The sequence below is a fragment of the Pseudomonas sp. 13B_2.1_Bac1 genome (assembly GCF_025466155.1).
Classification (GTDB): Bacteria; Pseudomonadota; Gammaproteobacteria; order Pseudomonadales; family Pseudomonadaceae; genus Aquipseudomonas; species Aquipseudomonas aylmerensis.
This window is the reverse complement of record NZ_JANLOH010000053.1, coordinates 112,675-132,286: the sequence shown is the minus strand read 5'-3', so window position 1 is coordinate 132,286 and position 19,612 is coordinate 112,675. Positions and strand designations below refer to the sequence as shown.

Here is a 19,612-nt window from a genome sequence, read left to right as displayed (position 1 = left end):
CGATGCGTTTTGCCGTTCTCGGCAGCGGTAGCCAAGGGAACGGCACGCTGGTCGCTCATGACGACACGTACGTGCTGGTGGATTGTGGTTTCTCGTTACGGGAAACCGAGCGGCGCCTGCTGCGCCTGGGGGTTCACCCCACGCAGCTGAGCGCGATTCTGGTGACCCACGAACATGCCGACCACGTGCATGGCGTGGGTTTGCTGTCTCGGCGCTACAATCTTCCGGTGTACCTCAGTCGCGGTACCTTGCGCGGGATGCGCAAACCGATTGAACCCGCAGGTTTCCTGGCCGGTGGCGAGCAACTGCAGATCGGTGCGTTGAGCATTGATGTGATTGCCGTGGCGCACGACGCCCAGGAACCGACGCAGTATGTATTCAGTGATGGTGAGCGGCGTTTCGGCGTGCTCACCGACCTGGGCTCCTACTGCGCCAAGGTGCTGGACGGTTACCGGAACCTCGATGCATTGATGATCGAATCCAATCACTGCCGGGACCTGCTGGCGCGCGGTCATTACCCCTACTTTCTCAAGCAGCGGGTCGGTGGCGAACTGGGACATTTGAACAACCACCAGGCGGCGTACCTGGTGTATGAGTTGGGCTGGCAAGACCTGCAACACCTGGTCCTGGCCCACTTGAGCAGCAAGAACAACCTGCCGACGCTTGCCCGGCAATGTTTTGTCGACACCCTTGGGTGCGACCCGGACTGGCTGCAACTGGCCGATCAAGATTCAGGGCTCGACTGGCGACACATCGCCTAGCCCACCTCACTCAAAGCGGAGCCCATCATGGAAAAACGTGAAGAACTCTACCGCGGCAAAGCCAAGTCGGTTTACAAGACCGACGACGCCAACCGCCTGATCCTGCTGTTTCGCAACGACACTTCGGCGTTCGACGGCAAGCGCATCGAACAGCTTGATCGCAAGGGCATGGTGAACAACAAGTTCAACGCCTTCATCATGCAGAAACTCGAAGCGGCCGGCATTCCGACCCAATTCGACAAACTGCTGGGCGACAACGAGTGCCTGGTCAAGAAGCTGGACATGATCCCGGTGGAATGCGTCGTGCGTAACTACGCCGCCGGCAGCCTGGTCAAGCGCCTGGGCGTGGAAGAGGGCCTCAAGCTCAACCCCTACACCTTCGAGCTGTTCCTGAAGGACGACGCCAAGGGCGACCCGTTCATCAACGAATCCCACGTCGTGGCATTCGGCTGGGGCACCGCTGAGCAACTGGCGCGCATGAAAGAGTTGTCCCTCAAGGTCAACGACGTGCTGAGCAAGCTGTTCGACGACGCCGGCCTGCTGCTGGTGGACTTCAAGCTGGAATTCGGCGTATTCCACGATGGCTCCATTGTCCTCGGCGACGAATTCAGCCCGGACGGCTGCCGCCTGTGGGACAAGGACACCAAGAAGAAGATGGACAAAGACCGCTTCCGCCAGGGCCTCGGTGATGTGATCGAAGCCTACGAAGAAGTCGCCAATCGTCTCGGCGTACCGCTTTAATCGACGCAAGCATCTGATAGCACGGAAAAAAATCGCGTTTGGGGTTTGCTTCCGCGAAACACACTGTTATGATGCGCGCCGTTGGAGAGATGCCAGAGTGGCCGAATGGGACGGATTCGAAATCCGTTGTACCTTCACCGGTACCTAGGGTTCGAATCCCTATCTCTCCGCCATACAAATGAAAGCCCCTGAAATCAATGGTTTCAGGGGCTTTTTGTTTTTTGGTTGTACGTAGAGTTTGTACGTAAAAAAGCCGCAGATTCCCCTCCCGCCGTACCAAAATTTCGCACCCGACGGCATGCCCTTTAAGTAGGGGGATGGTGCTTCGATAGCCCCTACGTGTAGACGGATCGGAACGATTTGTTCTAGTGGACGTTCAGTATTCTTTACATATCATGTGGGTTTTTCAAACAGTCCGTGTTTGCCACGTGCAGCATGGTTTAACTGCACGATTAATACGGCACCGATTAAGCATGAAAATTGATTGATTGAGCATCCGTCCTAGTTCTTTCTGTGCAAGGCGCCAGGGTTCGGTTTGAGTGGCGATCGGAAGGTACTTGCTAGGGTGGTGGCAGGTCTTTCTTGCGCGTCTTGGGCGGGCTTATGGGTGCCGCTGGTTCGATTTAGCGTCAGCGTATCGAAAGTTGAAAATATTTTCGATTTTCCTTCGATTTTGGCATTTGACCGACATAAATACCTGTGTGTTCCTGAACTATATATTCCGCCAATGTTTAATCTGGCATCGGGCGGTAAGTAGAATAGGTGTACAGGTCGAAACCATAATCGACCATAAATTCGAACGGTATCAATTTCTAAGAGACGTCAAGAACGTTGGGTGTAGATGGCCGTGCGATAATGTTGCGTAAGCGGGTTTTTCCGGGAAGTCACAATCGGAAGGATTTGCAACCTCTATCGCCAAACTAGAACAATGAATTATGGACCATGACAGGATGATGGCTCTGCAGAAAAAGATGCAACCATCGATTCGATTGAATTTCGTCATACTGGACTCAATCGGATACCGTAGCTGCTGCGAAGCAAAAAACAGACATTAATCGTGCATAGGGTTACCCGCGCGAGCTAAACATCAAGATAATACTTGTTGTATGCAAGTCTAGTATGGGCCGTGCCGGGGACGTTCTTCAGACTCCCTTGGAAGGATTTTCCTGGACAGGGAAAATCCGTCCGGAACTTTCTTCAGTAAGGGTTCTATAAGATTAAAAGAAAGTATACTAGATCGCCGCAGGCGATGCCCGTAGGGCTGATCTAGTACATTCTATTAACACCTTAATTAATGAATGATCGGATGGAAAATTTGGTGGGTAGAAATATTATTGACGGTTTTTAAGACAATAATTTCATAATGCCAAATCTTCTGGTGTGAATTTCATCCTGAAGGATTGATATCGGTTGGTATCCGATGGTTTCATTTCTTGCATTTCGGTCAATCGACCAATGTTTTTGACTGCGGCAACCGCTGAAGTATCAAACGGTTCATCACCACTGGTTTTGGCTACACGAACTGCTTTAACGGTACCATCTGGCGTCATACCGATTTCCAATTCAACGACCATTCCCTTCCTTGCTGACGGTGGACGTGTCCAGCCTTCAGCGGAACGAGCTTTGATCAGTTCGTCAAAGTTTGCCCCCATATCAACTTCATTGATCAATTCAGGGGCGGAGCGCGAAGTCGCTACACTCGGTGGAAATACCAGACAGTTTCTTAGATATATGCCAAGCCCAAATTCCACCCTTCGGCATTGAAAGTACAGTTCCTGTCCTGTATCGAAGTTGGCGGCAAACTCATTGAATAATTGAATTCCTGTGATTTCCGATTTCCCCCCAGAAACCTTCCAAGGCCAAGCCTGATACCCTGACATAAATACCGTTACAGCAGTGTTTTTTCCTTGATCAATTATGAAGAAAGCTCCTTGATCATCCATCATGATCTTACTGATGCGCCCGTGATAGATGCCGGGCCTGCTATATTTGATTTGTGCCCTTGCCTGATTGGATTGTAAATCTTTTGTTATCTGCTTGGTGTCAACAGCTTGCCGAAATTCCCAACCTGTCGTGTCAAACATTTCATGCATGCGCGTGTTGAATTGATACCATGCTGCGGAGTCAAGTCCAGCACCATAGGTAACAGATGCCAGTGTGGATAAAAGCACTACCAATGGAAGCTTCATTGAAAATCCTTTTGTTTGTATTGGCGGTCTGAACTCAACAGGCACATGTCAATGGCCATAATTAGATTTGTAACTATCCAAACCCCAAAAAAATGTTCTTGAGAACTGCTCATTAGAATTGCCAGAATCAACGCCCCACCGAAAATACCCGCGAACCAACGGCCCATGTACAGGTAGCCAGCCCCAGGAAGCAGTACATTCAACCCGACTGCGGCGGTCCTGCTTTTTAATTTCGGCCTACTGACTGCGTACTGTTCAACCCCTGTTTTTCGCATTGCTATTCGTCCTTGAAATCAGTTCGTATTGATCGGTGCGCGCAAACGCCGCAAAGTCGAGGGCACCCCTGCCAGGAACAAGGTCAAGGCCACCAGCAGCATCACAGAGCCCACCAGGACGCCAACGCCCAGTGCTTGCCGGAAGCTGGAAACGTATCCGAACTCCAATGAGCAGATACCGCCAATGCTGGCTAGCGGCATGCTGATTGCGGCGATAAATATGGATGTGTAGAGCTTCATACTGACCTCGGTTTCAGTGAATTTGATCTCAATATTCATAGTATACTGTGAGGACGTATCCACAGCCATCACCGACAGTGACCCGTCTTTGAGACCGGACTGTAAAAGTGGATATCGGCGTAGCTTTCGGAAAGGTCCTTCGCCAGAAGCGTAAGGACGCCGGATTGACCCAGGAACAGCTTGCCCATGAGGCTGACGTGCAGCGCAATTATGTCAGCTTGATCGAGCGAGGAATTCACCATCCCACAATTGCAGTTGTGTTCAAGCTTGCACATGCATTGCGGTGCCCTCCATCCGTTCTCATATCGGATTTAGAGAAAGCAGTTAGCGACACCCCTGAGTCAAATTGATTGCTGCTTTGCCCCTACAAGGGGACTAGCCAGAATGCGTGGGTCGTTAACTCATCGAGTGATGATTGATTGAAACCCTAAAGTAGCCTTCTTGATCAGACGTTCACCGCAGATTCGTACGATCTGACAATCTCAAGGCATCGCTGCCTAAGCTCGTCACGGTTCAAGGCGTAGTGAGCCTGGCGGTGTGCATCAGCAGACAACGCAATGACATTTTCAACGGTGTCAGGACCCCCCTCACAGAGCGGGATTATGTGATGAGTTTCTAGATACGTGCCGCCGTTTGCCATCCGAAACCCCGGCGCCATTGTCAATTCGCAAATACCTTTCGACCTCGCTAACACGATTGCTCGGACACTTGGATCACGATATCGCTGCACGCCTTGGTAGGTGTAAGTAGAAGGTCGGGGCTCGGCGTGAAACTGGTCCACAATTATCCCCGCGTCAACAGAACCGTATTTTTCGGGTATGTTCGGCACCCTGTCGATAGGGTCCACTACAGGCTCTAAAGTTTGGTGACTGTTACCACCTCGCACGAGGCTGAAAGCCCCTGTATCGTCGTTAAAGCCTTCCACTTGCCAGAATTGATCATCTAAATAACGGCCGATGGCACGATCAGTTCCAGGGTCGATTTCATCCGACTCACGTACAGGACCAGACACGATTACCACTCGAACAGGAATTGCATTTAGGTGTGCCAGCTGAACAGTCGCGTGAAAATGCCCTGCACGATTAATGCTCGGGTCCTTGATTGTTCGATTCCTGTTTTTTGGAACTTTCTCAAGTTGCCGAATCAAATCTTCCGCATATACCTTCAAATTTCTTGAGAAGAAAACTCTCCCATGATCATCAACTTGCAGCTCTTCAAACCAAACGCACAATAGCAATATGCTTCCGTTGCTGCTCCGGAATGACCATTCGTAACAATATCCTCCATTAGATTGGGGCAAGGCCACAGGGTGACCATCACTCCTGAAGCTCCAAGCAGAGACGTCGATGCCCGCTTGTTGCACACAATCGATGATCAACAATTTTCTCGTCGGTCTTAGGGCTTCCAATTTAACGTCCATAATTACCCACACACCTACTGATACCAGCGTTCTTGGAACCACGGATTGGGGGTGATAGGAGCTGCAACTCCGTTCCTAAGGAACAGCGTATAGACCTTCTCGCCAATGTATGCGCCGTAACTGTTCTTGGCATTCACACCACATTCGACAACGTACCCAAAAACAATCGGTTTCCCACCACTGACAGGCGCATCACGTAGGTATGCCTTATAGGGCATTTTGAATCGGTACTGGGCGGTATACGGGTCTTTCAGATGTTCCTGGAAGTAGGCTTTCACTGTCTCTTGGTAGTCATCTGGATAAGGCCCATAGTTCTCCCCGGCTACCGAGGCCGGGTCAACTTGGGCTGATGAACATCCAGCTATCGCTAGGACCATGACCATCATCACAGCGGTTTTCAGTTGTTTGAGCATGTGTCGTACCTGGTGCAATGCAGTTGAAGTTATGTGATAGCACACCGCCTGAAAAAGATTAAATTGGACACTACAATCCTGTCCCAGCGTACGCTTAGCATCAGATCGTTTTTCAACATTCAAGACACGTAAGACGTGTCGAGCTACCAACATCCAGCAAGACGGCAACAACCACCCAGACAGTGGGACTGCATTCACATTACTGCACAAACTTGGCAGTCCAATGCGAATAGCAGGTGCCATTACTACTTTGTAGGCTTATGTACTGGAAGCGTAGGGTGCTTAGGCTTGGTTTCAGGGTTCACATGGTGCCTTCTGTCGTCCTTACCATCATCGCGTTTGGGTTTTGGGCCGGGCTTGATATCAGTCAACATGAGCTGTCCTTTTCGTCTGTGGTACTGGTTTTCAGTCGTGACTTTTAAAGCCACCGCGTTTTTCATGCGGATGAAAAATTTCACCCCACCTGACATATGTAGTGGCAACCGGCCATAAGTCAAGGTCGGGGTGGCGTTAGGCAAGTCCGTTCGGCATCCTTGTCAAAGACCTAACCTAATTCACTACAATTCTTCCATACCTCTCAAACCTGTCTGCGTTCGTCATCGAAAGCGGCGTGATAATCGACATACGAAGAGCGATATTATCGACTCTGAGACACCGCCTTTGCTGCTTGCCCTTCTACGTGGCAAGGAATGGTAGATATAGCCAGAGACCTAATGCCTGAACTGGCCAACGTGACAACCTTGGGTAAGATCACATTGGCGGTTGGACCACGCAGCTACGATCAGTCCCGTCGCACAGGCTCCCGTAAGGGGGTTGGCGACGCTGAAGGGTTTTGCTGATTCTCTTGATGACCCAGTGCTAGACGTGGTTCCTGTGACGCTTCGGGTACCCCCATCGGTGATGGTTGATCCGCTTCGGTGGGAGCAAAAGGCAGCGGGCGAAAGCCCCGATAAACCCACTCCAAAGCGTACAGAGATACGCCTGTAACTAGGCCTGCCACCACACCGACAAACATGATTCCTGTGAATAGGTTGGTCACCTTTTCTTCAGGGACTTGCGGTGCGGCTTCAAAGAGCGTGAATACTGTGTAGAGCCCAGCAGCGATGGATGCAACCCACTTCACCAACTCCCACAGCCGTCTCCATCCTTCTCCATGCATGCGAATCTCTCCCGTGATGGGTTATACAGCGTTGGGGCGGAAGCCACGGATAACCCACCCGATGAGCCATCCCATTACATAGAGGCTGACGCATAAGCCCAGCCATATCCCAATCCCAGTAGCGACGTGCTTGAACTGCTTACCTGGCAAATCCAATAAGTCCCGTTGGTAGCGCTGGTCCGTCTCTTTGCTGCGCTCATCAACTTCGGCCACCGTTTTGTCGGATGTATCGTAAATACTCCGAGGTTCGATACCCGCGTCCTTCTTCTGGATATGCTCGATTTCCATACTCTGCATAACCTTGTCGGCCTTATACCAAGTCGTTAACTGGCTTTCGGTTTCTATGCCGTCAACGATGAGAACGGCAGCTACCGCTCCGAGCAGGCAGCTCACCAGCACCCAAAGCCTTTGCCACCCGTTCAGTCGTTCCACTCGTCAGCTCTCCTTGATCGTGCAGGGATTATCCATGGTGGCGATGTGTAGGCATACCCTTCATCACCCCGATCCCTCCACAGGTCCAATAGGCGTACCATTAGAGATGGCATTTTGCCATTTGGAGTTATATGTCCCACTACCGAGACGAACATCAGCGTCTATTGGACTCAGTTGGGCGAGGTGCATGGATGGCTCTCAATCAAGATGATGAGCTTCTTCTCCGATCATTCGTTTACACAGGGTATGTCAACGCCGAGGTTGTACACGGGCATCCTGGCAAGATGCGGTTAAGCCTAACTACGCGTGGGCTAGCCTATTTCAGCGAACTGTCCAACGAGAGACGTCCGCCAGGTATTGGTCTGGAAACGGGCGGGGGGCCACATTCTCGGCGGTCAACAGATGGGGAGAGGGACTAATCCTGAAACCTCAGCCTAGCGGGGACTAGCTCTGCCTTGGCTTCTTGAAATGTGCGGTGATCTGATCAAGGTCATCCCAGGGGCGGTGTCCCTGTCCGGCATATCCGCACCCCGCTAGATGTTCAAACATCATTGCCTTGTCAGCTTCGTTCTGTTCCGCCTTGCACGTTTTACACATGACACTCGTAGCAGATAATCGCCATTGAGTATTCCACGTACTCAGGTCGTCATTGGCAGACATTGCAGGCTCTCGCTTTTCGGTCTTGTCTTTGATTGATAAGGACATTGTGGGCGAAGTTCCATCCAATGAAAACCTCGGTCATATCCCAAAAGAACTTGGGCTAAACGTACCGAATACTAGTGGGCGCTGTAAGTGTTCCGTCCAAGTGTTAGATGTGTGGCACGTCTGTAGCCCAGTATTTCCGTTGTGCCTGCTCGAAACGGACAAGCTTGCCCCTGTGAGAACTCAGCGTCGGACTAGCCTCCAACATTCAGGACGCACAGACGTGTTCAAATAGCGAAATTCTGCAAGACGGCGGCACCCAGCCCCAGCCAAGCTTTAGCTGGTCTACGATTCTTGCACCACAACCGAGGATGCCTCTCATGGATGACCTGAACGAAATGACCGCCGATGCCTTGGAACTGCTTATGCTGAACCAGAACGCTCTGGGCGCTGCCATCGAAGAGTTGAGCAACTGGGTTCGGGATCAGGGGGGATAGAGACCCACAGAAACATCGTCGGCGCCCTAGAGACGCTGGACACGAGCAATGAAGGCATCGCTAGCATGATCCGGGTACTCCGCAGGTAGCATCATCAAACGACCGGTTGATGATGCCCGAAAATGACGGCCGTAAACGTATCAACAAAATAGCCTTGAAATTATAACGATACCAATCTACAGTGATACCACGTTTAATGATACGTGAGCACATCCCATGTCCCGAACATTTCTATACTGCCGTGTTTCAACATCCACTCAGTTCACAGCAAACCAAGTGCAAGAAGTGAAAGCAGCGGGATTCGACGTACAGGCAAGCCGGGTAATAGAAGAAGTCATATCGGGCAGCATCGCTGCCTGTGAGCGGCAAGGGTTTCAAAAGCTGTTGGATCGAATGGAAACAGGTGACGTACTGATCGTGACCAAACTGGACCGATTGGGCCGAAACGCAATGGATGTGCGCCAGACCGTTGAACATTTAGCTGGAATTGGAATTCGCGTGCATTGCCTCGCATTAGGCGGCGTAGACCTGACCAGTCCGGCAGGCAAAATGACAATGCAGGTTTTGAGCGCAGTCGCAGAGTTTGAACGTGACCTGCTGATAGAGCGTACGCAGCAAGGTTTGATGCGCGCCAAGGCTGAGGGAAAGCAGCTTGGTCGTCCTGTTGCGATCAAGACGACGAACGACGTACAACGACTGAAACAGCAAGGATTTATTCAGACACGAGTTGCCAGTGAACTCGGTATTGGCATTGCTACGGTAAAGCGTCATTGGAATGTCACTGCCACTACGGGTGGGGGAAGCACGTACGACGCTGTTGGAGAGTGAAGAGTATAAATGCACTATGAATCGTTAATAAGGTGGTAGTGAAGCTCGTAAGGACAATAACGAAGTATGGTCACAGTGGAACTGAACCCAGCATGGTTTGGTCGCGGCTGCTAAGAGATTGGAGGGTCTACAATGTCATTCCGAGTGTATATAGCCCAATTATCAAATCGACTATCAATCGTCGCTGCTTCGCCTACCATACCAGCAAGCTTCTTTTTCAGTTCTTCTTTAGTGAAGCCAAAAGATTCACCATTGCCTTCGATTGCGTTTGTAACCTTACGAACTGCCATTAACCTTGAAAAAGGAACATGCAGCTTTTTGTCAAGTGAGATGATGCCAGTAATATGTGCAGGCTGTCCGAACTTGAAGTGACGAGTTTTATGCTCTGCGAGCTTGTATCCATACCGACTTACAATGATTTTTATTTTTGATTTGAGTATGCGTGGAATTTTCTCGCCAGAAAAGGTCAGGTCATCTATGTAACATGTGAACTTTAGGTTGTATGAGCCAGCAAGTGCATGGCACTCATCAAACATTTTTTTTGCGACCCAAAACGACAGTAATGGGCTCAACGGGCTACCGGTAGACATGGCCCCGTTACAAGTCGTTAAATTGGCGAGCTTTCCTGCAATGTCGCTGGGGCAGCACATGACGCGTACAAAGAAGTCATGGACCAGATGATATTTGGTTGAACCATAAAAGCTGCTTATGTCAAATGTTGCGGCTTCGCGTGCACCTTTATGAGCTTCCGCATTTGTTTGATATGATCGGTGCTTTACCGCACCTTGAACATAATCCGGGTAACTCATCCGTCGCAACAAAGACAAGATTCGATTATGTACGCGTCGTAGTTTTTGCGTTGGTTCTTGCACTGAGCGTTTTTTTCGAGTCTTTCCTGTGAATGGATTGACTGATAACGGAATTTCAAAGAAGCGATAGTTTTTGGTGCATATTAGTAACTCATTCAAATCCGGCACGCTCAAGTTCAAAGCTTCAGCCAATCGCTTCGGTGAAGTGACTTTGTATAAGCGGCATTGATTGACTGGGATTTGGTTGTCAGGCTTTAGTTTTGCTTTTTCTTTCTTCTTTGGCTGCATTTCGATTCTCATTCCATTCAAGTAATGAAACAATGGTCTTTGCAATTCCGACCCGTATTTGATCGGTTGGCTTTTGAGAATCTAACTGTTCAGAAAAAAACAGTATTGATGAAAGAGGGATGTCAAAGTTGCTACTGTATTTTCGCAGTAGCTCTATGGAAGGTTGTTTTTTACCTGACTCGATTTCGGACAGGTGTGAGTTTGATATTCCGAGTTGCGATGACAGTTCGGTCTGTGAGATGTCATAGTATGATCGGATGAGTTTAAGTGCTTTGTTTAGCATAATACACCTACAGCAAATATGTGACGACAGCGGGGTAGGTTATGCATACTCATTCGAAGAGCGCTACTAGTCTTGTCCAATGCTTATCAATCAATGCGAAAAGTGGTACCAAAATCTTTATCGCATATAGAAAAGCTTTGAGCAGCTTCAGACGCTTCCGTTTGTTCCGTTTAACCAGGCACAGTCCTGCGGTTTTTTCATCATTTGGTTGCATTTTTGATGCTCCTGTAAGGGTTTGCGCCAATCCAACGGATCAGCCTCTCGAAGCAACCTTTACAAGCCAAATAAACGATGATTGAACTGTGCTTTTCCCCCTCGCTGGAATCACCTGGCTTCGAGTCTCGACGAAGCCTGACTAGGTCGGTACGCACCGGTGATACGCGTAGATCACGACGTACGCCGACTGTGCCGCCCAAGGGTTAGAGGCTAAAGCCTCCACGGTGCTATGCACCAACAACAATCGAGATGAATCATCGACCGCAGCTAGATATTTGCAGACAAATTCAAAATAGTCAAAAAAATAATTCGCTTTTAGCGAATTAAATCCGCTGGCTTTGATCAAGGCTTACGTTTGCTGCGGCCCTCGTGGTCGGACCTGTATCCAGGCGTTGCACAAATGGGCTTTTGGGGTGAAGACGGGAGGGGGGTGGGCGAGGGTGTTTTGATACCACCCTATATTCTGCCTAAAGGCCCATGGGTCCCAGTATGGGGTTGGTTGTGACAGTTAAGTGCCGAGGCCAGCAGACTCAAGCTTGCTTAACGGTGGAAGCTTCGATATCGCATCGAATTTTTGTGCGATTGTCGCCCCTTGGCTGTACACGTCAAACGTAACCAACCCGGTTTCATGACCTACAAGTTCAGCAATCAAAGTGCCTTGTACGTTCGCCCTGACAAGCTGGGTAATAACGGTCTTCCGGATGGAGTGGAAAACACGATCCGAACCAAATCCCTGGGCCGTCTTCAACCTGCCAAAAGCCTTCACCATCGCGTCTGATCGGATGCCATATTTGCTACGACTTTTGGTCGCGATAAGGTATTCATCAGTCGAATCGTTCATCAGTCGCTTTACAAGATCGATGATGCCAGGGTGGATTGGGACGATCCGTATTCCAGCTTTGGTCTTGCTGTCAGTAATATCGAAGCTAAGAACGTTATCCACGGTGATCACGTTGTCTTTCTTCAATTGGCACAGTTCTTCGATACGGGCGCCTGTGAAGGTTCCAAGTAGGATCAGGTCCGCGAGGGCCGGCAGTCCTTCTGAAACCGCCGCCGCGTGTAGCTTTGTGAGGTCATCCAAGGTGAAGTCCTTACGTTGCGCATCTACCTTGTCCCTGCCTCTTACTTTCGGCAGATCGTGTTCTTCAAACGGGTTGGCTCTGTCCTTGTAGTCGACCCGCCAACGAGCGTCGTGCTTCATTGCCCATTTCCAGAAGACATTCCCCGCCAGCAGGTATTGCGTCAGGGTTTTACTTGCCAAATTGATTGAATCCAACCACGACGAAATCGCATCGAAGTCTAGAGGTTTACCTGTTTGCGTGAGGTATGCCGACAGTTTTTCTAATTTGGACTGTTGCTGATCAATCGTTTTGGCAGCGATGTTTCTGTTTTCACGAAAGGTTCGGAATGATGCCAGCCTTGCCTTGGTGATGGGCGATTTGGGTGTGTAGCCCGTTGGGTTATTAATGAGATTTGTGAATTCCTTGTACTCGTCGGGAGAAAGCCGATGCTTCGACGTAAATGCGTCTTGAATGGTTCTTTTAAAGGCTTGATTTAACCCTTCTTGAATACGTAATTCACCATCGACTCCATTGTCCCATTCGTGATCAACGATACCTTCCAGTAAGGTCATAAATACTGGATTTTCGAGTTTGAACGCTTCGACTTCCGATGGGCTCACGTTGAGCGGGGCTGTAGGTTCGCCGATAATTTTCAGTTTTCGATTTCGTTTAAGGGTTTCCAGTTCAAGCAATCCAGAAAGCAGGTTTTCCTGCCAATCTTCAGGTAATGGTTTGCCTTCGCGTGCAATTTTGATTTGAGCTTTCCATGCCGCAAGAATGGGGAGCCTGCGATCCAGTGCTTCTTGGTGCACGCCTGTCATGAGTGTTTGAGAAAGCACACGACGTCCGCCGAATGCTTTTTGTACGTCTACGGGGACGGCTAGCCTGACGTGGTAGGTGCCACCTTGAAGTTCTAAATTGTTTGCCATTTGATGTGCCAGTGATCGTTTGTACGTATTTATTGTACGTAAAATGGCTGTGAAGGCCCCGCAATGCAATGGTCTTTGGGTTTTTTTCCGTTATGTGGAGCCTCCCTATCTCTCCGCCATTACATAGAAAAAGCCCCGTAGCTGAACAAGCTACGGGGCTTTTTCGTTTCTGCGGTTTTGATCAGCTCGGCTGGGCCACCAGGGTATTACTCACACGACGCCCCAGTACCAGCACCGTCACGAACCCACAGCCCACCAACGCCGTGGCCAGGCTCAGCAGCACCGCGCTGCCCATCTGGTCGACAATCCGGCCGCCGAAGAACGAGCCCAGGGCGATGATCACCTGGAACAAGGCGACGAACAGTGGCATGCCGCGTTCGACATCCTTGGGGGCCACGACAAACATCCAGATACTTGCGCAGGCCGGGAAGGCGCCGAAGGCGAAGCCCCAGAGGGCGATCAGCATCGCTGCGCCGGTCATGCCGGTGGCGAAGTAGGGGAACATGGCGGTGCTGGTGCCGATCATCAGTGCGACCAGCAGCAAGGTGTGGCGCACGCTGCGGTTGGCGGCAAAGCCGGCGAAGACATTACCCATGACCCCGGCCACGCCGTAGAGCAGCAACAGTGAGCCAATCGTCGGTCCGTCAAAGCCCGAACTGTTTTTGAAGAAGGGCGCGACGTAGGTGTAGGCGGCGAAGTGCGCCAGGCCGATCAGCAGGACGGCGATCAATCCGACCCGTGCTTGCGGGTTGATGAACAAGGCGGGCAGGTCACGCACCTGAATGGCCTTTTCCGGCTTGAGGCGGGGCAGCAGGAGGACTTGCGCGAGCAGCACCGGCACGCCGACCAGCGCGGTGACCAGGAAGGTCATGCGCCAGCCCATCAGGCCGCTGAGCCAGGTGCCCACGGGGACGCCGAGTACGGTGGCCAGGGTCACGCCCATCATGATGATCGAGGTGGCCTTCGCGACGCCCACGCCCTTGGGGGCGAGGCGGCCGCTGAGGGCGATTGCCGTGGCCCAGAAGCCGCCGATGCTGATACCCAGCAGGACGCGGCCGAACAGCAGGAGGCTGAAGTCGCTGGCGTAAGCCACGACCGAGTTGGCGATGATCATGATCAGCGTCAGGCCGATCAGCAGATAACGACGGTCCATGGCGCCAATGCTGACAGACAGCAACGGGGCGGCGAGGGCAGCCATGATACCGGGCAGGGTCACCATCAGGCCGGCGTGCCCGGCACTGATGCCGAGGTCGCTGGCGACGTCGTTGAGGACGCCCACCGGCAGAAACTCACTGGTGACCAGGGCAAAGGCGCCCACGGCGACCGAGAGAATCGCCAGCCACTGCTGTTTGACACTCTGTTGATTATGTTCGGGACGGCCGCTGGGGGCCTGGCTCGCGCTTGGCATGGTGCTGGATTCCAGAAGGGGAATGTCGCCTGAGTTCAGGCGAGGGGGAGGGAAAGTGGAGGCGATTATATAAATCGGCTCTGGCAATCACACAGGCGCTCGTTTCGATAATAACCATCAGTGCAATCGATTCGACGCCCCTACAGGACGGTTGGGTTTTTCTTACCTGCATCTCCAACGCTGCCTACAGGCGATGCATTGCGACCCTTGGCGTTAGTCACTATCTTGGGCCCCACGGTTTTTCAGGTAGAAATTCCCACACTGCATAGGAAATGCACCATGAGTAAAAACACGAAAAAAACCTCCGACAAGATGGCCACGCTGGCCGCGCACACCCTCACTGATCCAAACGCCTCGGCCATTGCCAAAAGCCTGGCGGCGTCTGCATTGGCCCAGAGCGGTACCGACAAGCAGACCAGCGCCGACATGGAGGAAAAAGCCGGGAAGGCCCTCCAGAGCGGCCACTACAGCGAGAAAACCAAATCCCTGGCCGCCTCGGTGCTTTCCCAAGCCAATAAAGAGCGCGGCAACTGAGTTACACGTCATGAAAAAAGCCCCGCAGTTGAACACGCTGCGGGGTTTTTTCGTTTGCGGGCAGGCGCGCATAAATTATTCGCGCCCCACCGAATAACTTCCCCTCTTGCGGTGTTCACTCCACAGACCACCCAGGAAACGCCCATGAACACACCTGTCGACCGCTACGACCGCCTGACCCGCACCTTCCACTGGCTGACCGCTGCCGTGGTGATCTTCATGTTCGCCAGTGCGCATATCTGGGAAAACCTGGAAAAAGGCACGCCGCTGCGCAAGGGCCTGCAGTCGGTGCATATCTCCCTGGGCATCGCCCTGGCGGTACTGATCGTCGCGCGGATCGCGTGGCGGCTGTCTGGCGGCACCCGGCTCAAGGCCGACAGTCACCCGGCGCTTAACCTGCTGGCGAAAATGGCGCATGGTTGCCTGTACCTGTTGCTGCTGGCGCAGATTGTCCTGGGGTTCCTGTTTCGTTGGGCACAGGGCGAGCCATTCAACTTTTTCGGACTGTTTTCGGTTCCCGCGCCGTTTGCGATTGATCACGCATGGCGCGGCACGCTGGGCGGGCTGCATGACAACGTGGCGTGGGCGATCATCGGGCTGGCCGGCCTGCACGCCTGCGCGGCGCTGTGGCACCACAGCATCAAGCGTGACAACACGCTGCGCCGCATGCTGCCCGCCCCACGGGACGCTGTTTGAAGTGATGTTTGCTGCTGTATCTCCCCATCGTTACGGAGCACGACAACCATGAAGACTCGCCACCAACACCCCATTACTTATCGCACCGCGCTGTTCTTCGGTGCCTGCCTGGCTGTTGCCTTGCTCGCCGGCCAGGCCCGGGCTTCCGGCGATGAATCAGCGCCGCCCAAGCCGAACTGTCCGAAGGGCCAGGTGTGGGACACCAAGACCGGCAAGTGCGTGCTGCAAACCAGCAAGGCGACGTCGGATGCCGATCGGACCGACTATGCCTACCGCCTGGCCAAGGACGGGCGCTATGAAGAAGCCCTGGCCTTGCTCGATACCCTGAGCAATCCCAACACCGCCAAGGCCCTCAACTACCGCGGCTACGCCACGCGCAAACTGGGGCGTACCGATGAAGGCATCGGCTATTACCTGCAGTCCGTGGCGTTGGACCCCAACTACGCCCAGGTCCGCGAATACCTGGGTGAGGCCTATGTGATCAAGGGTCGGGTGGACCTGGCCCAGGAGCAGCTGCTGAAAATCAAGGCGCTGTGCGGCACCACCTGCGAAGAATATGAAGACCTGGCCGAGGCCATCACTGCCGCGCCCCAGGTCTGACATCGGTGACTGAACGAGCAGGGGGCCGCCATTACTCGAGAGGCTGAGTTTCGTCGCGAATTGGGCCAGTTGTTGCCGCGTTTATGGCGATACGGCCTGGTGCTGTCACGACAAAAGCACCTGGCCGAGGACCTGGTGCAGGCCACCTGTGTGCGAGCGCTGGAGCGTGCCGGGCAATTTGTCGCCGGCACGCGGCTGGATCGCTGGTTGCTGGCGATCATGCACTCGATCTGGCTCAACGAGCTGCGCTCGCAGCGGGTTCGCCAGGGGCAGGGCTTTGTCGATGCAGAGCAAGCGTTGTCATTCGATGGCGAAAGCCAGGCCCAGGATCACGTGCTCGCCGCGCAAGTGATCAAGCGCGTCAACGGGTTGCCCGAGGCGCAACGAGAAACGGTTTTTCTGGCGTATGTCGAAGGGCTTTCATACAAGGAAATTGCCAATGTCCTGCAAATACCGGTCGGCACAGTCATGAGTCGGCTCGCGGCCGCACGCGCCAGGCTGGCCGAGACGGCCCCGGCAAAAGCCCACGCGGAACACGCCAGTGGAGAACGCCGATGACTCACACACACCTGCCTTGCGATGAGCAGTTGGTGGCTTATCTGGATGGAGAACTGGACGCCGACCAGCGCCGGGTCATCGCCGACCAGATCCACACTCACCCTGCGGTCGCTGCGCGCCTGGAGGTGCTGCGGTGCGCTGATATGCCGTTCAAGGACGCGTTCGACAGCGTGCTGGATCAAGCGCCGACCGACCGCCTGCAGTCGATGCTCAACGCCTTGCCGCCGGCAGCGGTCCCCGCCTTGAGTCGCCGCCGTTTCCTCGCCGTGGCCGCAGGGTTCGCGGTGGCCGGCGTGGTCGCCGATCGCCTGTTCCTGGTCTGGCCGCGTGGGGAACCCGGCCAGGGCTGGCGCGCCTCGGTGGCTGAATACATGGCGTTGTACACGCCGCAGACCCTGGACAATCTCAGCGCGGACCCGGCTGCCCACCTCGCGCAACTCAGCGCGGTGGGCACGCAACTGGGCCTGCCGTTGTCACCCGCTGCCGTGGCCTTGCCCGGCGCCGAGTTCCGGCGAGCGCAGAGCCTGGACTATGACGGCGTGATCATCGGCCAACTGACCTACCTGGATCCCCGCCACGGTCCACTGGCGTTGTGCATCACGGCCAACAAAAGAGCCCCGGCGACTTTCGCCACCGAGCAGCGCCGAGGCATGAACGTGGTGTATTGGGCCAGCGCGTCCCATGCCTTCATGCTGATCGGCCGAAACCCTTTCGAAGATTTGCAGATCATGGCCAGCAGCGTCGAGCGCAGCTTGCCGGCCTGATCTCAGTGACGGGTCTGCAATGCGCGCCAACGCGTTGGCGTGGTGCCTTCCCAGGTGCGAAACGCGCGATAAAACGAGTTGGTGTCTTCGTAACCGAGCAGGCAGGCGATCTCCTCTATTTCGATCGACGGCTCCGCCAGCAGATGGCGCACCACCTCCTGGCGGCTCTCCAGCAGCAATTGCCGAAAGCCCGTGCCTTCCTCGGTCATGCGCCGCTGCAAGGTGCGTTCGCTCAGACCCAGTTCGCGGGCCACGTCGACCATCTCCGGGCGACCACTGGCGAAGAGGCGCTTGAGGGTGCTTTTCACTTGGTGGCTGATCGTGGCCGGCGCGGTCGCTTCGGCCAACGCCGCCACCAGTGCCGGGTTCAGCAGGTCGAGCAGTTCCGGGTTATGGCCAGGGAAGGGCCGTTTGAGGTCGGCGGTGTCGAACACCAAGGCATTGCGCGCGGCACCGAAACGGATCGCACAGCCGAAAAACTCCGACAGTGCCGGGCTGTCGCTCCGGGGGCGGGCCAGTTCGACACGGCGCGCCGTGATGTGCACCCCCGAGCCGCGCCGGCCCAGCTCGACAAACGTCGCAAACGCCGCGTCGATCAACAGCCGCGGTGGCGGCTGCTGGGTGCGCAGCCAGTCGAGGGTGACCGTGCAGGTCGCGCCGTCCTCGCTCACCTGCACGCGTTCCGGTGTGCACAGTTGCTTGAAGCGTGCGAGGCGATGCAGGCCATCGCGAAAGTCACGGGCGATGAACGCGGCAAAACTGGACGGCGGCAGGGCGCTGCTGTCCAGTTGGGTGACCAGCAGGACGCCGGCCGCCGGATCGGGATTGAGCACGCCCACGGCTTCCCACAGGCGAAAATATTCCTCGGTGCTGACGTGGCGACGATCACCGCGCTCGCCCAGGTGCAGGGTCATTGGCAGCCGTGCCTGGCGTAACACCGCTGCAGGTTCCAGCCCGATGGTTGTCAGGGCGTGCCAGAACACCTGCGGAATGTTGAAGCGCGATTGGCGTGCGTCAGACATGGACCACCTTTGTTTCAATCAATCGGAGGCTGACACACTGAGGTCATGCCATTTCTCGTCGGAAGCTGCCAGGTCCGCCGCCGCCCGCGCGGCATATTGCACCGCATCGCTGCCGATCAACAGGCGCAGGGGCGCGTCTTCACGCAGGGCCAGTTCGAGCACGATCTCGGCCACCCGTTCCGGCCCGGTCGGCAGAATGCCGGGGGAGTTGAGCAACTCAACCAGTGCACCGACACTTTGCTGATAGGGCGCACTGATCGGCGCAATCGTCATGGAGCTGCCCGACCAGTCGGTACGCATGCCGCCCGGTTCCAGCACCGTCACCTGCACGCCCAGCGGGTTGACCTCTTGCGCCAGCACGGTTGAAAAGCCGCCCACGGCCCACTTGGCACTCTGGTACGCCGCCAGGCCCGCCATGCCAATCCGCCCGCCCAACGACGATACCTGAAAGATATGCCCGCGACCCTGGGCGCGCAGGATCGGTACCACGGCCTTGCTGACGTGCACGACACCATAGAAGTTGGTGTCGATCTGTGCCGAGAAGTCCTCCAGAGTGACATCCTCGACCGACGCCAGGTCGCCATACCCCGCGTTGTTGACCACCACATCCAGGCGGCCGAAATGCGCCACGGCGGCCTCCACGGCCTGTAGGACCTGCAGGTTGTCGGTCACATCCAGCTGCAGTGGGTAGATTGCGTCACCGTACTCGGCGACCAGCTCATCCAGTTGGCGGGGCGTGCGTGCAGTGGCCGCCACACGATCGCCGGCGCGCAAGGCCGCTTCGGTGATGGCGCGGCCAAGGCCACGGGAACTGCCAGTGATAAACCAGATCTTGGACATGCGAACA

At 54.3% G+C, this 19,612-nt stretch carries 18 protein-coding genes, 1 tRNA gene and 4 pseudogenes; 11 read left to right on the top strand and 12 right to left on the bottom strand.

Annotation, left to right across the window (positions count from 1 at the left end):
* The first annotated feature begins 2 nt into the window (after positions 1-2).
* The 3 genes from NTD80_RS13245 to NTD80_RS13235 all read left to right on the top strand — a co-directional run bounded on the left by NTD80_RS13245 (position 3) and on the right by NTD80_RS13235 (position 1,675).
* Complete coding sequence (locus NTD80_RS13245; RefSeq protein WP_065899398.1) at positions 3-761, top strand: MBL fold metallo-hydrolase; 759 nt, start codon at positions 3-5, stop codon at positions 759-761.
* 27 nt (positions 762-788) lie between these two features.
* Positions 789-1,502 carry a phosphoribosylaminoimidazolesuccinocarboxamide synthase gene (gene purC, locus NTD80_RS13240; protein WP_010212191.1) on the top strand — a complete coding sequence of 238 codons (714 nt, stop codon included), beginning with the start codon at positions 789-791 and terminating at the stop codon, positions 1,500-1,502.
* A gap of 83 nt (positions 1,503-1,585) precedes the next feature.
* Positions 1,586-1,675: transfer RNA gene (locus NTD80_RS13235), tRNA-Ser, on the top strand.
* A gap of 1,185 nt (positions 1,676-2,860) precedes the next feature.
* Here the strand turns inward: NTD80_RS13235 and NTD80_RS13230 are convergent.
* A pseudogene (locus NTD80_RS13230) lies at positions 2,861-3,142 on the bottom strand (TonB family protein); the annotation flags it as partial.
* Between the two features lie 842 nt (positions 3,143-3,984).
* The gene (locus NTD80_RS13225) at positions 3,985-4,245 is read right to left on the bottom strand and encodes a hypothetical protein (protein ID WP_262133963.1); all 261 of its coding nucleotides are present in this window, start codon (positions 4,243-4,245) and stop codon (positions 3,985-3,987) included.
* Positions 4,246-4,313: 68 nt separating this feature from the next.
* Here NTD80_RS13225 and NTD80_RS13220 point away from each other — a divergent pair, with 68 nt between their 5' ends.
* Entirely contained in the window at positions 4,314-4,556 is a 243-nt protein-coding gene (locus NTD80_RS13220; protein WP_082781558.1) for a helix-turn-helix domain-containing protein, read from the top strand.
* A gap of 95 nt (positions 4,557-4,651) precedes the next feature.
* Here NTD80_RS13220 and NTD80_RS13215 read toward each other — a convergent pair whose 3' ends face one another.
* From NTD80_RS13215 to NTD80_RS13205, 3 genes are all read right to left on the bottom strand, one after another.
* Positions 4,652-5,626, bottom strand: coding sequence for an HNH endonuclease (locus NTD80_RS13215; RefSeq protein WP_262133961.1), 975 nt, complete (start codon positions 5,624-5,626; stop codon positions 4,652-4,654).
* A 14-nt stretch (positions 5,627-5,640) separates the two neighbouring features.
* Entirely contained in the window at positions 5,641-6,039 is a 399-nt protein-coding gene (locus NTD80_RS13210) for a hypothetical protein (RefSeq protein ID WP_262133960.1), read from the bottom strand.
* 1,180 nt (positions 6,040-7,219) lie between these two features.
* Entirely contained in the window at positions 7,220-7,630 is a 411-nt protein-coding gene (locus NTD80_RS13205; protein WP_262133959.1) for a hypothetical protein, read from the bottom strand.
* 1,355 nt (positions 7,631-8,985) lie between these two features.
* Here NTD80_RS13205 and NTD80_RS13200 point away from each other — a divergent pair.
* Complete coding sequence (locus NTD80_RS13200; protein WP_262133958.1) at positions 8,986-9,597, top strand: recombinase family protein; 612 nt, start codon at positions 8,986-8,988, stop codon at positions 9,595-9,597.
* Between the two features lie 110 nt (positions 9,598-9,707).
* Here NTD80_RS13200 and NTD80_RS13195 read toward each other — a convergent pair whose 3' ends face one another.
* The 3 genes and pseudogenes from NTD80_RS13195 to NTD80_RS31350 all read right to left on the bottom strand — a co-directional run.
* Positions 9,708-10,694: a reverse transcriptase family protein gene (locus NTD80_RS13195; RefSeq protein WP_262133957.1), complete on the bottom strand. Its 987-nt coding sequence runs from the start codon at positions 10,692-10,694 to the stop codon at positions 9,708-9,710.
* Positions 10,654-10,977 carry a helix-turn-helix transcriptional regulator gene (locus tag NTD80_RS13190; protein WP_262133956.1) on the bottom strand — a complete coding sequence of 108 codons (324 nt, stop codon included), beginning with the start codon at positions 10,975-10,977 and terminating at the stop codon, positions 10,654-10,656. Before NTD80_RS13190 ends, NTD80_RS13195 begins: the two co-directional genes overlap by 41 nt.
* A 724-nt stretch (positions 10,978-11,701) precedes the next feature.
* Positions 11,702-12,199, bottom strand: a pseudogene (locus NTD80_RS31350) (tyrosine-type recombinase/integrase); the annotation flags it as partial.
* A 76-nt stretch (positions 12,200-12,275) separates the two neighbouring features.
* Here NTD80_RS31350 and NTD80_RS31345 point away from each other — a divergent pair.
* A pseudogene (locus tag NTD80_RS31345) lies at positions 12,276-12,362 on the top strand (hypothetical protein); the annotation flags it as partial.
* Between the two features lie 692 nt (positions 12,363-13,054).
* Here the strand turns inward: NTD80_RS31345 and NTD80_RS31340 are convergent.
* Both NTD80_RS31340 and NTD80_RS13180 read right to left on the bottom strand, forming a co-directional pair.
* A pseudogene (locus NTD80_RS31340) lies at positions 13,055-13,183 on the bottom strand (DUF6538 domain-containing protein); the annotation flags it as partial.
* A 181-nt stretch (positions 13,184-13,364) separates the two neighbouring features.
* On the bottom strand, positions 13,365-14,591 hold the full coding sequence (locus NTD80_RS13180) for an MFS transporter (RefSeq protein WP_262133954.1): 1,227 nt from the start codon (positions 14,589-14,591) through the stop codon (positions 13,365-13,367).
* A gap of 279 nt (positions 14,592-14,870) precedes the next feature.
* Between NTD80_RS13180 and NTD80_RS13175 the strand changes: the two genes are divergently transcribed.
* From NTD80_RS13175 to NTD80_RS13155, 5 genes are all read left to right on the top strand, one after another.
* Positions 14,871-15,125, top strand: a complete 255-nt coding sequence (locus NTD80_RS13175; RefSeq protein WP_106804865.1) for a hypothetical protein — start codon at positions 14,871-14,873, stop codon at positions 15,123-15,125.
* Between the two features lie 144 nt (positions 15,126-15,269).
* On the top strand, positions 15,270-15,821 hold the full coding sequence (locus tag NTD80_RS13170; protein WP_262133952.1) for a cytochrome b: 552 nt from the start codon (positions 15,270-15,272) through the stop codon (positions 15,819-15,821).
* Between the two features lie 48 nt (positions 15,822-15,869).
* Positions 15,870-16,421, top strand: a complete 552-nt coding sequence (locus tag NTD80_RS13165; RefSeq protein WP_262133951.1) for a tetratricopeptide repeat protein — start codon at positions 15,870-15,872, stop codon at positions 16,419-16,421.
* A gap of 60 nt (positions 16,422-16,481) precedes the next feature.
* Positions 16,482-16,979 (top strand): RNA polymerase sigma factor, encoded by a 498-nt coding sequence (locus NTD80_RS13160; RefSeq protein WP_262133949.1) that lies wholly within the window; start codon positions 16,482-16,484, stop codon positions 16,977-16,979.
* A complete protein-coding gene (locus tag NTD80_RS13155; protein WP_262133948.1) occupies positions 16,976-17,743 on the top strand; it encodes an anti-sigma factor family protein in 768 nt (255 codons plus the stop codon). Before NTD80_RS13160 ends, NTD80_RS13155 begins: the two co-directional genes overlap by 4 nt.
* A gap of 2 nt (positions 17,744-17,745) precedes the next feature.
* Here NTD80_RS13155 and NTD80_RS13150 read toward each other — a convergent pair whose 3' ends face one another.
* Together NTD80_RS13150 and NTD80_RS13145 are read right to left on the bottom strand one after the other, a co-directional pair.
* Positions 17,746-18,765, bottom strand: a complete 1,020-nt coding sequence (locus NTD80_RS13150) for an AraC family transcriptional regulator (protein WP_262133947.1) — start codon at positions 18,763-18,765, stop codon at positions 17,746-17,748.
* 18 nt (positions 18,766-18,783) lie between these two features.
* A complete protein-coding gene (locus NTD80_RS13145) occupies positions 18,784-19,605 on the bottom strand; it encodes an SDR family NAD(P)-dependent oxidoreductase (protein ID WP_262133946.1) in 822 nt (273 codons plus the stop codon).
* Between the last annotated feature and the right edge of the window lie 7 nt (positions 19,606-19,612).